This is a genomic window from Lysinibacillus sphaericus (assembly GCF_005217585.1).
GTDB lineage: Bacteria > Bacillota > Bacilli > Bacillales_A > Planococcaceae > Lysinibacillus > Lysinibacillus sphaericus.
This window is the reverse complement of the sequence record NZ_SZPT01000002.1, coordinates 595283-609391: the sequence shown is the minus strand read 5'-3', so window position 1 is coordinate 609391 and position 14109 is coordinate 595283. Positions and strand designations below refer to the sequence as shown.

The following is a 14109-nucleotide window of genomic DNA, read 5'->3' as shown; positions in this document are numbered from 1 at the left end:
CTACTGTCGGCTCTTGTATCATTAGAAAACGATTACTCACGGATTTGCCCATTTCCATGGATGAAATACTTTGTAGATGTTAATGCGGGTAAGCCCATTGGTCCACGGGCATGTAATTTTTGTGTACTAATCCCAATTTCAGCGCCATAGCCGAATTCAAAGCCATCTGTAAAGCGAGTAGAAGCGTTATGATAAACCGCCGCTGCGTCTACATTATTTAAAAATGTATCTGCCACAAGCTGATCTTCAGTAACAATGGCCTCTGAGTGTTTCGTACCGTATTGATTAATGTGTTCGATAGCCTCATAAACGTTTTCAACAATTTTGACGCTAATCTTCAAATCTAAGTACTCCGTTGCAAAGTCTTCCTCTGTAGCGGGCTGCGCAAAATCTACCGCTTGGCAAACTGTCGCATCACCTACAATTGTCACGCCTGCTTCATGTAGTGCATTTAGCAACTGTATACCGTGTTCACTAAACCACTCCGGATGAATCAGTAAGCTTTCTGCTGCATTACAAACAGAAGGACGTTGTGTTTTTGCATTTCGGCAAATGTTTTCTGCTTTTATGTAATCGGCAGTTTGGTCCACATAAATATGGCAATTGCCTGCGCCTGTTTCAAGCACAGGCACGGAAGCTTCTCGAACAACTAAATCAATGAGAGCTTTACCACCGCGTGGAATCAGTACATCAAGGTATTCTTTTAAATGGAATAATTCCTTTGCTGTGTCACGACTTGTATCTTCGATTAATTGCACTGCATCGACTGGGATCGACGTTTTTTCAAGTGCTCGGTGGATACTTGAAACAAGGGCAATATTTGAAAATTTAGCTGAGGAACTACCACGTAATAGCACAGCATTACCCGTTTTCAATGATAATGTGGCTGCATCCACCGTAACATTTGGTCTAGCCTCATAGATCATGCCGATAACCCCAATTGGCACCATACGCTTCTCAATGAGTAAGCCGTTATCCTTTTCAATATGCTCAAGCGTAGTTCCAACTGGATCATTTAATTTCACCAGTAAATGAATGGCATCAGCCATTGCTGTAATACGTTCCTTGTTTAGCATAATACGATCAAGTGTCGAAGTAGCCATGCCTTTTTCTTTCCCATTTGCTAAATCCTTCAAATTTTCTGAAATTAGTATATCTTGATCGATTAGTAATTGTTCCGCAATTTTTGTTAAGGCATCATTTTTTTCGCATGTTGTTTTAATATTTAAAACATAGCTTGCCGCTTTTGCTCGTTTTCCTTTTTGGTATACTTCACTTGTCATTTGAATTCCTCCTATTTCGTTTGTATTTTTAACCATTTATCCCGATGAATAACCTCTATCGGGTAATTGGTTAATTCATCAGTTCGTTTTCCCATGGCGTGTGCTAGCTCAAGTGATGAATATAATACTTCGCCGCGCCCAATCAGTTTATTATGGCTGTATACCTCGACAACATCACCTTGTTCGAAGTCTCCTTCAACACGATAGACACCTGCAGGCAGTAAGCTTTTTCCATTTTCTAATAATGCATGTTCCGCACCGTTATCTATAAAAATTTTACCAGAAATTTCCGTTAGTGCAATCCACTGTTTGTTATTTGTTAAGACAGCGAGTGCTTCATGCTCTACATATGTCCCATCGCCTTGCCCATCTAAAATATCGATTAGCTTTTGAGCCCCGTAGCCCGTCCCGATAAATACTTTAACGCCTGCATTTAAAGCTGCACGTGCTGCTAATAGTTTGGACTCCATACCACCTGTGCCAACTTTAGAGCCAGCACCGTCAGCGAAGCCTAGCATTTCATCTGTGACTTCAGTTAACCGATCAATGCGTTTTGCTTGCGGATTTTTATTGGGATTGGCATCGTATAAACCATTAATGTCTGTTAGAATAATAAGCTGGTCTGCGTGGACAAGCCCACTGACAAGTGCGGATAGCATATCATTATCGCCAAATGTTAATTCACTGACCGATACCGTATCGTTTTCATTAATAATTGGGAGCATCGAGCGCTCAAGCAATTCCTCAAATGTTGCATAGGCATTTTTATAACGTTCTTTTTTCGAAAAATCAGTTCGTGTAAGTAAAATCTGAGCAGGCATTATATCATAAATACTAAATAGTGCATGATAGGTTTGGATAAGCAAACTTTGGCCGACTGCTGCTGCTGCTTGTTTCCCTTTTACTGTCACAGGGCGAGAAGGGTAGCCGAGTTGTTTAAAGCCTGCTGCTACAGCACCAGACGAAACTAGTAATACTTCATGTCCACATTTTTTTAATTCCGCAATAGCTTGCACGTGATCCATTAAGCGTACTTTATCAATTTCGCCTTTTGCATTTGTTAAAGAGCTACTGCCGATTTTTACAACAATTCTTTTTCTTTCCATCCTAATTCCTCCAGTTCACCATTTGGGAGCATTCCTACCGCCTAAGCCACAAATTGCTGAATAAAGATAAAAAAACCTTTTCGTCCTAAAAACTAGGACGAAAAGGTTGCTTTCCGTGGTACCACCTACATTGAATATCTTGAGATATTCCACTTTCCTCATAACGCTTGAGACTGCGCCTAGTTTGGCTAGGACGTTTCACGAAGTAGGTTCTGTAGTCTTTTTTGTACAATGTCTTACAGCCGATGGACATCGCTCTCTTACCAATTAGTTTCTACATACTAATCTTCGTTCGTTTTATTGGTATCATGTATTTTGGAGAGATTATGGCATAGAGTATAACCACAAGTTCTCTTTCGTACTACTAATTGAATAAAGAATGCACTACTTCTTTGTGTCTGTCAAGCTGAATAGAAAAATTGTGTATAAATAAGGATAAATTGCAGAGGTTTGCAACCGCCAATAATTAGTTGAATACTGGGAAGTGACCATTATTTTAACCACCAAATGGCAACGAGTAAAGGGAGCATCGCCAATATCATCACAAAGAAACTCCACAAAATTTGTTTCCCTGTTGTCATGTTTTTAGGTTTAATACTCATTTTTTCATAGAGTTCGTTAATAGCACGTTGCTCTTTTGCATAGAGCATTGATTGAAATTCATCATAATCTTGAATATAACTAGATGGGGGCCTTGGGCTAAAACGTAGATTTCGAATATCTTCCGTAATATCTTTTTCGCCAATCCAGTAGGTAATAACGGGTGCTAAGCCAGCAGAATGCATTGCTTGAACCTCGATATCGTGTGTTTTCATTTTATAAAAGACATTTCCTTGCTCGTCCTCAAATTCTTGTACAATATCACTTACTGCCATCGACGAATCACCTCTTTCTTAATACAATAGGGATTGAATTCATAGTGTTGAATTCTATTATAATGCATAAACGAAGAGAAATGTTGCGTGAACGAGCATTAATAAGGATAATAATTTTTTATAAAATTTTTTATATATAGTCATAAAGTTACAAGAGGCGTGTAGTATAATGTAAATACAACCATTGTAATTATGGTTTTTTCTAACAAATAGCGGGGGAGAAGGGGAAAATTGGAACTTTCGTCGTTACTAGCTTTTTTAGGAGCAGCCATTATTTTAACTATAATGCCAGGACCAGACAATTTATTTGTCCTTGCACAAAGCATTACACAAGATAAAAAGGCTGGAATTGCGACTTCACTAGGTTTATGTACGGGCTTACTGGTACATATCGGAGCTGCAGTTTTAGGTATCTCAGCCATTGTCTATCAATCGACCGTTATGTTTTCGATTGTCAAATTTGCAGGGGCTGCCTATTTATTATACTTAGCATGGCAATCATTTCGAGCGAAGAATGATGCATTTACATTGGAGCACCAAAATATTCATACGTTCGCTTTGCTATATCGAAAAGGAATTTTAATGAATATCTTAAATCCAAAAGTTTCTTTATTTTTCTTAGCACTATTGCCACAGTTTGTAAATCCGTTACTTGGACATGTGGCGTTACAAATGCTTATTTTGGGTATGGTATTTTTAGTGCAGGCACTGATTCTATTTTCATTAGTTAGTGTTTTTGCTGGGAAAGTAAGGGAAATAATTATAGGTAAACCTACTATTGCAAAACGCCTGAATATCGTACAAGGTGTACTATTTACATTTATCGGTATAAAAATCGCACTTAGTAAACAATAAAAGGAGGAGATTGTATGGCTATTTTACATATTACCTTTAGCTTGTCTACACAAGGGTCCATTAAACACGCGATTCGACAAAACCATTTACAGCGGGAAGAGTCAGTGATTTGTATTCATGATAATTTCTCCATTGGCCCACTTACAAGTATGGAAGAGCGAAAAAATTGGTTGGATACACATATTTTTAAGGATGTAGAAGAACAAGAATTATATGAAGACATCCACAACAAGTGGACAAAAGCGATAGCTGGCATCCCATGTGATCTGGATGTTTGGATTTGGTATAGTCAAAATACGCATGAAGAAATTGCTTTACGTTATGTGATGAGTGAGTTTGTCAATAAATGCAGCATGGTATTTGGTATAGATGCGACGGCTGGTTTACAGCGCATACAACAAGACATGGCCATTCGTTATACCGGTGAGTTATCATCGGATATGTTAATGAAGTTACGTCCAGAAGCGAAGCGTTTTACAATTGAGGAGTGTCAGCGTCTAGCTAAAGAATGGGGCGAGCTCAAGCGAAATCAAAGTATATTGCGAGTTTGGCAAAATGGTATTGTTCATGTAGAAGAGAGTGAGTTTGATATAAATATTATTAACAGTGCAAAATATTTACAAGCTAGCAACAAGGAGCAATGGCTTTCACCAGTGAATGTTATCGGGCAAATGGTAAATATAACGGACGACTATATAAATGAAACATTTATTGAAAATCGATTACTCTACTTGGCTCAACAAGGATTGTTTGAAATAAGCGGTGACACATCGGATATAAATGCATATAAAATAAACTATATCGGGCAATAAGGTAATCGTAAAAGAGAAAAAGTGTTAGATTGATTTGAAGTCAATCTAACACTTTTTTGTTATGTTGTTGTTCGCATCTTACTTTTTGAGCAGAGGTCACTCATCTTTTTGTTCCTTTATTTTGAGTGCCAGCCTCTTTAGTCGCGTTCTCTCGAAGGGCCCATCTTCTCATAATAATCAAGAACAAATTGCTGGAATTGACGTGCGGACGGTGGGAGGTAACGATTTTCAATCCAAGCCATTCCAATTATGCGTTCACATACCATATCTTCAACATGTATTTTTACAACCTTATTTGGATTAAGATCTTCATCATCAGGTAGGAGGGATACCCCTAGACCGGCTCCAACAAAGCCTGCAACGGTAGAGACCTCATCACCTTCATACGTAATTTTAGGCTTAATGCCCGCAGCACTTAACAGTCGATCAGCAGTACGGCGTAATGCATAGCCTTTTTTCATAAGGACAAAGTTTTCATGTTCTAGTTCCTTCATCGTTATACTTTTACGATTGGCTAGATGATGATCGATGGGTACCATGATATAAAGCTCATCTCTCCATAGTTCTTTCCAACAAACAGGTGGTTCTGTATCAATCGCTGCAAGCAAACAAAGATCCAGCTCACCTGCCAGCAATTGTTTAAGCTGTGAGTGCGAATAGTTTTGTGTGAAATGAAAGCGGATATGCGGATGTTGCTGACGAAAGGCGCGGATCAAATCAGGAACAATACTTGTGCCAAGTGTATGTAAGAAGCCTAGTGACACATCTCCAAGCTCAGGATTATTGAGTTCCTGTAATTCTAAAACAGCTTTTTCATATTCTTTACGCATACGTTGCACACGGTATAAAAACAATTCTCCGTAGCGATTTAGCATGATTGAACGTCCTTGGCGGTCAAATAAAGGAACACCTAATTCCTCCTCAAGCTTTGCAATCGAACGACTAAGTGCAGGCTGTGAAATCGCTAAAACATCTGCTGCACGTGTCATATGTTCAAGCTTCGCTACTGTTGCAAAATATTCCAATTGTTGCCATTCCAATTTCACTCACCTCTAATAATAGTATGGATATTAGTTACCTGCATTATAACGGTAAAAGGATAGGAAGTATAGGCAACTTGGGAAAATTTTAAATGGCAGCTCATCGGAAATTAAACAAATGAATTTTTTACATTTAGAAGTACCTCTAAAGGGTGATTACAGAAGGCATCAACCTTACACCATTCATGCATAAAACGTATCGAAACGATAAAAACTATAAATTGTACATTATGAATAAAGGGTGTTAAGATAGACACATAAAATACACAAATACAAATTTCCGTGAAGGGGATATTATAAAATGAAGTTATCAAAGCCGCAACCTCTAACAATTGAGGGAGGCAAAAAAGCCGTACTATTACTGCATGGATTTACAGGTAGCACAAAAGATGTGAAAAAGCTAGGGGAATTTTTATCCAAACGTGGTTATACCGTTCATGCACCTATCTATAGTGGGCACGGGGTAGAACCGGAAGCCCTACTAGAAACAAAACCTGAAGACTGGTGGAACGATGTAGTAGAAGGCTACAACTTCCTAAAAGATAAAGGATATGAAGAAATCGCAGTAGTTGGTATTTCACTTGGCGGAGTTTTTTCATTAAAAGTAGCAGAGCAATTTCCTGTTAAAGGAGTTGTTGCCATGTGTGCGCCGATAACACGTGATAGCTCAAAAGGATTATTTACACGTTTATACAATTATGCAAGACTTTACAAACACTTTGAAAACAAGTCCAAAGATCAAATTATTTCTGAACTACACGAATTACGTATTTCACCAAAAGATTCTTTAGATGGCGTAACACGCTTAACAGAAGAAACACGTGAAGATTTACCTGCAATTAAAGCACCAACTTTAGTATTGCAAGGATTACTAGACGATGAGCTATATCAACAAAGCGCTCCGTTTATTTTAGATACAGTTAAAACAGATGATAAAGAAATTATTTGGTATGAAAATTCTGGTCATATTATTACGTTAGATAAAGAACGTGATAAAGTGTATGAAGACGTGTATAATTTTTTAAACCATATAGAGTGGTCTGTTGCAAACTAAGAGCTGTCGTCTGACAGCTCTTTTTATTTGTTAATTTTTACTTAATAAGCTAGGAACTGTACTATTAGCATTTAACTTAGAAAAAACTATTGTTTTTATAATAAATGCCTGTTACCATAATGAAATTGTAGTGAAAATTCATTCGATTTAACTTATTTCAGCAAAACGCTTTATTTTTATTAGTGATGAACGAATGTGATAAAATCACTGAATTGCGTAGGGGGTCGAACTCTAGCTGTAGTAAGAGAAGCTTCATTGAATATCTTCCATTCTATATGGAGCATTTCGAGCATGCTCGAAAAAAATCAGTACGCAATTACGCTAAAACGTAATTGATTATTTGCTATAGTCAAACACATCTAAGGAGTACATCAATTATGCAAAAGAAAATACCTTTTTCTACATATGCAGTCATTGGAACGATGCTATTTGGACTGTATTTTGGAGCAGGAAATCTAATTTTTCCAATTCAACTTGGACAACTAGCAGGGACTAATTTTTGGTTTGCCCTTGTCGGTTTTTTAGTAACGGCAATCGGGTTACCGTTTTTAGGTATTTTAGCGATTGGTTTATCGGGCAGTAATGGACTGCGTGATTTAGCGAGTCGTATTCATCCTTTATTCGGCGTTATTTTTTCATTAGCGCTATACTTAACAATTGGTCCTTTCTTTGCGATTCCAAGAACGGCAACAGTGCCATTTGTCGTTGGTTTTGAACCGTATATTAATGCGGAACATACAACCATGTTACTTGCGTTGTTTAGCTTTATATTTTTTGCCATTGTCTATTATTTCTCGTTAAATCCAGCGAAGATTATGGATTATATCGGTAAGGTGTTAACACCAGCCTTTTTAGTGGTATTATTTATTTTAATTATTATTAGTATTGTAAAGCCGATGGGGCACTTCCAACAGCCAATCGGTGACTATATTCAATCTTCCTTTATGACTGGCTTTAAAGAAGGTTATAATACAATGGATGCACTAGCATCGCTAGCGTTTGGTATTGTAGTTATCAATGCCATTAAAAATGCAGGGATTACAGATCGTAAAGAAATTGCTAAGGCAACATGGAAATCAGGCATCTTTGCGATGGCACTAATGACGTTAATTTACGGACTTATTACGTATATGGGCGCATCTAGTATTGAATCTATTGGAACATTTGACAACGGTGGTTTAATTTTCGCTGCGGTTGCGGATCATTATTTTGGCTCATTTGGTGCAATTTTATTAGCGGTCATTATTGTGCTAGCTTGTTTAAAAACGAGTATTGGCTTAATTACTTCTTGTAGTGAATTTTTCCATGAAGTGTTTCCAAAGGTTAGCTATAAAATGTTTGTTCTATTATTGTGTGTCGTGTCCTTCTCTATTGCGAACTTTGGTTTAAATAATATTATACAATTTGCTATTCCAGTGCTTATGTTCTTATATCCACTTGCAATTGTTCTGATTTTACTTGCTTTAAGCTCTTCGTTATTTAACAATAAGCAGGCTGTATACGCATCGGCTATGTTTTTGACGTTTTTCGTTAGTCTAATCGATGGCTACAAAGCGCTTGTTATTAGTATTCCTGGAGCACAATTAAGCTTGTTAGACACAGTAGAGCAACTATTTTCCGATGTTTTACCACTATATGATATCGGTTTAGGTTGGATATTACCGGCTATGATCGGTGTTGTGATTGGCTTGATTTTGCCTTCTAAACAAACGAAAATCATTCACTAGTTTTGTCATTTTAGTGATTTACTTAATAAAAAAGTGTTAGATTGAATGTCAATCTAACACTTTTTCTTATTTTTATATACGAAAATAATATATGCAGAAAATTTATTCAATTTAATTTATAATGTTACTTATGATTGTGATAAGGAGAAGGTGAGCAAATGCACGAACTTTGGATGTTTACAGCAGTGGCGCTAATGATTGTTATGGTGCCTGGAGTAGATTCACTACTAGTTTTAAAAAATACAATCGTACATGGCAAAAAAGCAGGCTTTTTTACAATGGTAGGGATTGTTCTAGCACTACTAGTTTGGACAACTTTAGCAGTACTTGGCCTTGCAACGATTATATCAAAATCAATGGTCGTATTTTTAGTCATCAAGTATGCGGGTGCAGCTTATTTAATTTATTTAGGCATTCAATCATGGCGTGCAAGGGCACAAAATATGATGTTGCAAGAAGAGGTTACTATCAAAGAAAATGGAGAAAAAAATGTGCCGCTTAGTTGCATGACACAAGGCATTACAACGGACTTATTAAACCCAAAAACATTGTTATTATATGTAACATTAATGCCTCAATTTATTCAACCAAATTTTAATATTAACGCGCAATTAATAGTGTTAGCAGGCATTTTAATTGCCTTATCCATTGTTTGGCTTGGCATTGTCATTCTTGTGATGAATGTAATTCGCAAATGGTTTATGAAGCAGACTGTACAAGCAATGTTTAATAAAATAACAGGTGTAATGTTAGTAGGCATTGGTGTTCGCATTGCCACTGAAAAAGTATAGGAAAATTGAAAAAATGCACGCAATGGTCAATTGCCATTGCGTGCATTTTATTTCCCTTAGTAGGCAGTCCAACCACCATCTACGGCAATAACCTGACCATTTACAAAGCTCGCTTCATCTGAACCTAAGAATATAGCAAGTTGGGCAATTTCTTCTGGTTGACCAGCCCGAGGATTAATGGCTAAGCCAAGTGCCTGACGAGCCGCCCCGACTTCACTCATATTGGTCATTGTTGAGCCAATGTTAGTCATAACAGCACCTGGTGCAATCCCATTGCAACGAATATTTTGATTGGCATACATAAAAGCTGTATTTTTTGTTAAGCCTACGACGGCATGTTTAGAGGCAGTGTAGGCAGCGCCTGCGCGAGCACCATAAAGTCCGCCAGCAGAAATATTATTTACGAAGACCCCATGCCCTTGCTCAAGGAAAATTTCTGTTGCCATACGCATAGAGCGCATAACAGCTGTTGTATTGACAGCAAATACTTTATCCCAACGCTCATCGGAAATTTCACCGACAGGCTCCATACCATCCATAATACCCGCGTTGTTAACTAAAATATCTAGTTTACCAAAATTGTTTTTGGTCTCATCAAATAAGCGTTGCAAGTCTTCTGCTAGAGCAACGTTTGTTTGTATAGCGATAGCTGTGCCACCAGCCGCCTGAATACCATCCACAACAGCTTGCGCACCATCTAAATTTAAATCTGAAACAACGACTTTCGCACCTTCTTTAGCATAACCTTCTGCGATTGCTTTCCCCATACCTGATGCTGCACCTGTAACAATTGCTACTTTATTTTCTAATCTCATGTCAAAAGACCTCCTATTCTAACGATTAATTATTGAACATGTGTTCATTAAAATATTATAATGTCCGTGTAAGCGATTTCAATACGCAGAATTCGTAGAACTGTTCAGTAAGCAACACATTTAAAAAAATTGTTTAGTAAGGGGTAGAAAAAATTGACCGTGAACGATTTACGAGTAGTCAAAACAAAGCAGGCGTTACATAATGCATTGCTCACGTTGCTAAGTGACAAACCGCTAGAAAATATATCGATTGCTGAAATATGTCGTGTGGCAAAAGTGAATAGGGGGACATTTTATTTACATTACGAACAAAAGGAAAAGTTGTTTGAAGAATATTTTCAGGAAATTGTTGAGGATTTATATCATGCTTATGAGGAACCTTATCGTGCAGCATCGACTATTATTAAAAACGAGCTAGATCCAAATACGATCCAGATTTTTCATCATATAGAGCGTTTTAAACTATTTTATCGCATTGTTTTTTCTAAAAATGTTCCGCTAACCTACTATTATATGTTGTTTGATGAAATACAATCGTTACTAAAAAGAGATTTAGCGCAAAATAAAATTGGGGAAATAAAGACGGATTTTTATAGTGCTTATCAAGCAAATGCCATAATTGGCATAATAATTGAGTGGTATCGGCATGATTTTGCGGAAAGTGCCAGTGAACTAAACAAGCAACTCGCTGCCATTTTGCGTTTTGAAGAAAATAGTGGAAATCGCTATTAAACTATGGGAAACGCCACTATACTTGAAATAATCATAAATTAGCAAAAAAATGTTAGATTGAAAGCCATCAATCTAACATTTTTCTCTTTTGTTCAATTATTGAGCTGTAGGACTTTAGGTTTTTTAAGTGCAACTGCTATGATTGCGATTGCTAGTGTAACAACGATAATCATACCTAATGCACTGCTATTACTTATCAAGCTTTCAGTGTTACCGCCAAAAATAATTGTATAATAACCGTCAGCACCGTATGTCGCTGGCAAAAGAGAAGCGACGCGATGGTAAAAATCTGAAAGCATCGCATTCGGTACGAGGACACCAGATGTAACAAGTTGTAATGACAGTGCACAAATATTAAAGATCATGCCAAGATTACCAAATAGAATAACAAAAACTTGTGCTAAACATAGGAAAGCCCAAAACATAAACGCTTGGAAAAAATAAATAGTGAATAAACTTTCATCACTTGAAATCGCAAATAGCTGCATTAAACCAATTGTTAGTAAGGGCAAAATAAATGAAACAGCAAAATTGAGCAGTTGTCGTGCAAAGAATAAAGACCATTTCGAAACGCTATCTTGAACCATTTGGGCTGCTTGTTGGTGTTGCATAATCATCACCATCGCACCAACAAATGAAGAAATAATCACCATTAACGGGACGAAATTCGCAGCAAACCCTTTCGCATCATTTGTTTTAATAATAGTCGATTCAACGATACGATCTTTTACACCCATAATGGTTGTCGTGACAGTGTCCTGAACAAGCAAGGCGCTATTTTGTTCCATTGGAAGTTGTGAAAATTGTTGGGAAAACGCCTTGACAATTTCGCCTTGCTGTACAGGATATAACTGATGATTAACTTCATTTGTAGTCTGTTTTGCTACACCCTCCATCATTGTTTTGGCAAGGCTTGCGTTCGCTTGATTAATAAAATAAATAATGTTTGCTTCTTTACCTGCTTTGAGCTGAGCAGTGAATTCTGCAGGTATATGAATAATCATATGAATATAACGGTTTTCCAAATCCTTTTCCGCCCTATCGATGGAGGTAAAATCTTTTGACGCAAAGGGCAATGACTTTTTAAGCCCATCTATCACTTCTTGCCCAAAGGCAGCATCTTCGCTAATATAGCCGATTGTTAAGTTATCTGTTCGATCATTTATGCCATCATATGCAGTCATCCAAATAGAAAAGAATATTAATTGAAATGCAATTGTAGCGACAATGCCAATATAGGTTTCACGAATCTTAAATAATGCTTGTAATCCTTTTGTCATATCCTCTTATTGCCTCCTAATAAGTAAGTGCTTGCTTGCATAGCGGGAAAAATTTTTTCTAGGAAGTTAAGCCCCTAGAAAAAATTGCAACACTTGTCTTTATTAATTCTTCTGTTGGAAGGGTAGAAACGATTGTACCTAATCGAGCGCGTGAAATAAAGTGACCAAAATTAAGGGCTATAAGAGATAGTGCAGCCGCTTCAAAGTTGACCTCACGAATTTTTCCTTTATGATGCATTTCCTTAAAGTAATGTATTAGTTCATTTTTAAAGAGTAAAGGAACATTTGCTATTTCAGCATTTATTTCAGGAAATTGCATCGATTCCTTAAAGCCAATCATCACAAAGTCCTTGATAGACATCATATACTCGAAATATTGCATTGAAAAGCGGGTTAAATCCGTTTCTAAATCCCATGTAACCTCTTCACGCATTGTTTTTTGCAAAATTGGGTTGTAAGAAAATTTGTCTACAATCGTTTTTAAGAGCCCCTCCTTATTGCCAAAATGGCGAAAAATAGTGACTTCATTGACCTGTGCTAAGTCGGCGATTGCCTTTGTTGTGGCTGCGGTATAACCTTTTTCGCTAATTAATTGTAAGGCTGCATCTATTATGCGTTGTGCTGTTTCTTTTGTTGCCAATAAACTAAGTCCTCCTATGCAAGTAGTTACTTACATGCTACCATGCACGATTTAGATTGGCAATAAAAATAAAGCGCTAAATTGTAAAAGAGGTTGGTATTTAAATTATTATGCCATACTATTCTATTATCGTTGTTGACAACTATATCGGACGTTGATATATTTTAATTATATCGTCAGTCGATATATTGTTAGACGATATATTGAGGGAGGTTTTAGTATGACACAGGAATATCCTCCATTAACTGAGGGTGTTTATTATATTTTGTTGGCATTATTTGAGGCGCGTCATGGCTATGGCATTATGCAATTAGTTGAAGAAATGAGTAAAGGCCGTGTTCGTCTTGGCGCAGGTACTATATACGGAGCTATCAAAACATTGTTGGAGCGACAATGGATTGAGGCACTAGAAGATGATGGACGCAAGAAGGAATATATAATTACAGAAAATGGAAAGAAAGTGGTTGATTACGAAATTTTGAGATTAAGGGAACTTTTTGACAATGGTATCCGTATAACGAATGGAAAAGCTTAAAAGCGCATTTGCATGTAGGAGGTGTTGACATGAAAAAAATTAAATTTCGCTTTTTTTTAGATTATGAAAAAGAAGAGGCATGGGTAAATGATTTGGCTGCACAAGGATGGCATTTACAAAAGAACATAATTAGTTTCTTTGTATTTGAACAAGGCGAGCCAGGAAAGTATATTTACCGCAATGAATTAGTTGAAGGTAAAAAGAAAGATTATTATGAATTTTTGGAATCGATGAATATTGAATGCGTTTCTAAATTCGGCGTTTGGGCATATTATCGAAAAGAAGCGATCGATGGGGACTTTGAATTATTCTCAGACGCACCTTCTAAAATACAATATTTAAAATCAATCACTAGATTGTTTATCCCAATTGCGTTGCTCAATATTATCATTGGCATTTTTAATATCATTACGGGATTTACAGCGTCTCCAGTAGCGTTCATGTCTATTAATCTTGGCATCTTGAATATGGTGATGGCGCTGCTAATGTATGTACCGATTCGAAAAATTCAAAGACGTAAAAAGCATTTGGAACATGATTTACATATATTTGAGGGGTAGGGAG

15 protein-coding genes are annotated in these 14109 nt (G+C 37.0%); 8 read left to right on the top strand and 7 right to left on the bottom strand.

Annotated features, from left to right (window positions below):
• Window positions 1–32: 32 nt before the first annotated feature.
• The 3 genes from FC748_RS08595 to FC748_RS08585 all read right to left on the bottom strand — a co-directional run bounded on the left by FC748_RS08595 (window position 33) and on the right by FC748_RS08585 (window position 3264).
• Window positions 33–1283: a glutamate-5-semialdehyde dehydrogenase gene (locus FC748_RS08595; RefSeq protein WP_108030542.1), complete on the bottom strand. Its 1251-nt coding sequence runs from the start codon at window positions 1281–1283 to the stop codon at window positions 33–35.
• A gap of 11 nt (window positions 1284–1294) precedes the next feature.
• On the bottom strand, window positions 1295–2389 hold the full coding sequence (proB, locus tag FC748_RS08590; RefSeq protein WP_024363498.1) for a glutamate 5-kinase: 1095 nt from the start codon (window positions 2387–2389) through the stop codon (window positions 1295–1297).
• A gap of 491 nt (window positions 2390–2880) precedes the next feature.
• Window positions 2881–3264 (bottom strand): sodium:proton antiporter, encoded by a 384-nt coding sequence (locus FC748_RS08585; protein WP_108030543.1) that lies wholly within the window; start codon window positions 3262–3264, stop codon window positions 2881–2883.
• Window positions 3265–3495: 231 nt separating this feature from the next.
• Here FC748_RS08585 and FC748_RS08580 point away from each other — a divergent pair, with 231 nt between their 5' ends.
• Together FC748_RS08580 and FC748_RS08575 are read left to right on the top strand one after the other, a co-directional pair.
• Complete coding sequence (locus FC748_RS08580; protein ID WP_069511372.1) at window positions 3496–4119, top strand: LysE family translocator; 624 nt, start codon at window positions 3496–3498, stop codon at window positions 4117–4119.
• A 14-nt stretch (window positions 4120–4133) separates the two neighbouring features.
• Complete coding sequence (locus FC748_RS08575) at window positions 4134–4931, top strand: DUF1835 domain-containing protein (protein WP_108030544.1); 798 nt, start codon at window positions 4134–4136, stop codon at window positions 4929–4931.
• 137 nt (window positions 4932–5068) lie between these two features.
• On the opposite strand, the gene FC748_RS08570 is transcribed toward FC748_RS08575, so the two are convergent.
• Window positions 5069–5971: a LysR family transcriptional regulator gene (locus tag FC748_RS08570; protein WP_025219254.1), complete on the bottom strand. Its 903-nt coding sequence runs from the start codon at window positions 5969–5971 to the stop codon at window positions 5069–5071.
• Between the two features lie 301 nt (window positions 5972–6272).
• Between FC748_RS08570 and FC748_RS08565 the strand changes: the two genes are divergently transcribed.
• The 3 genes from FC748_RS08565 to FC748_RS08555 all read left to right on the top strand — a co-directional run bounded on the left by FC748_RS08565 (window position 6273) and on the right by FC748_RS08555 (window position 9543).
• Window positions 6273–7025: an alpha/beta hydrolase gene (locus FC748_RS08565; RefSeq protein ID WP_024363503.1), complete on the top strand. Its 753-nt coding sequence runs from the start codon at window positions 6273–6275 to the stop codon at window positions 7023–7025.
• A 377-nt stretch (window positions 7026–7402) separates the two neighbouring features.
• Window positions 7403–8752, top strand: a complete 1350-nt coding sequence (brnQ, locus tag FC748_RS08560) for a branched-chain amino acid transport system II carrier protein (protein ID WP_025219255.1) — start codon at window positions 7403–7405, stop codon at window positions 8750–8752.
• A 158-nt stretch (window positions 8753–8910) separates the two neighbouring features.
• On the top strand, window positions 8911–9543 hold the full coding sequence (locus tag FC748_RS08555; RefSeq protein WP_025219256.1) for a LysE family translocator: 633 nt from the start codon (window positions 8911–8913) through the stop codon (window positions 9541–9543).
• Between the two features lie 56 nt (window positions 9544–9599).
• Here the strand turns inward: FC748_RS08555 and FC748_RS08550 are convergent, their stop codons facing one another.
• Complete coding sequence (locus FC748_RS08550; RefSeq protein ID WP_108030545.1) at window positions 9600–10358, bottom strand: SDR family oxidoreductase; 759 nt, start codon at window positions 10356–10358, stop codon at window positions 9600–9602.
• 153 nt (window positions 10359–10511) lie between these two features.
• On the opposite strand from FC748_RS08550, the gene FC748_RS08545 reads away from it, so the two are divergent.
• A complete protein-coding gene (locus FC748_RS08545) occupies window positions 10512–11090 on the top strand; it encodes a TetR/AcrR family transcriptional regulator (protein ID WP_108030546.1) in 579 nt (192 codons plus the stop codon).
• A gap of 92 nt (window positions 11091–11182) precedes the next feature.
• Here the strand turns inward: FC748_RS08545 and FC748_RS08540 are convergent, their stop codons facing one another.
• Together FC748_RS08540 and FC748_RS08535 are read right to left on the bottom strand one after the other, a co-directional pair.
• The gene (locus tag FC748_RS08540) at window positions 11183–12370 is read right to left on the bottom strand and encodes a YhgE/Pip domain-containing protein (RefSeq protein WP_108030547.1); all 1188 of its coding nucleotides are present in this window, start codon (window positions 12368–12370) and stop codon (window positions 11183–11185) included.
• Window positions 12371–12428: 58 nt separating this feature from the next.
• Complete coding sequence (locus FC748_RS08535; RefSeq protein ID WP_024363509.1) at window positions 12429–13010, bottom strand: TetR/AcrR family transcriptional regulator; 582 nt, start codon at window positions 13008–13010, stop codon at window positions 12429–12431.
• 220 nt (window positions 13011–13230) lie between these two features.
• Between FC748_RS08535 and FC748_RS08530 the strand changes: the two genes are divergently transcribed.
• The gene (locus tag FC748_RS08530) at window positions 13231–13545 is read left to right on the top strand and encodes a PadR family transcriptional regulator (RefSeq protein ID WP_024363510.1); all 315 of its coding nucleotides are present in this window, start codon (window positions 13231–13233) and stop codon (window positions 13543–13545) included.
• 29 nt (window positions 13546–13574) lie between these two features.
• A complete protein-coding gene (locus FC748_RS08525) occupies window positions 13575–14105 on the top strand; it encodes a DUF2812 domain-containing protein (RefSeq protein ID WP_024363511.1) in 531 nt (176 codons plus the stop codon).
• Window positions 14106–14109 lie beyond the last annotated feature (4 nt).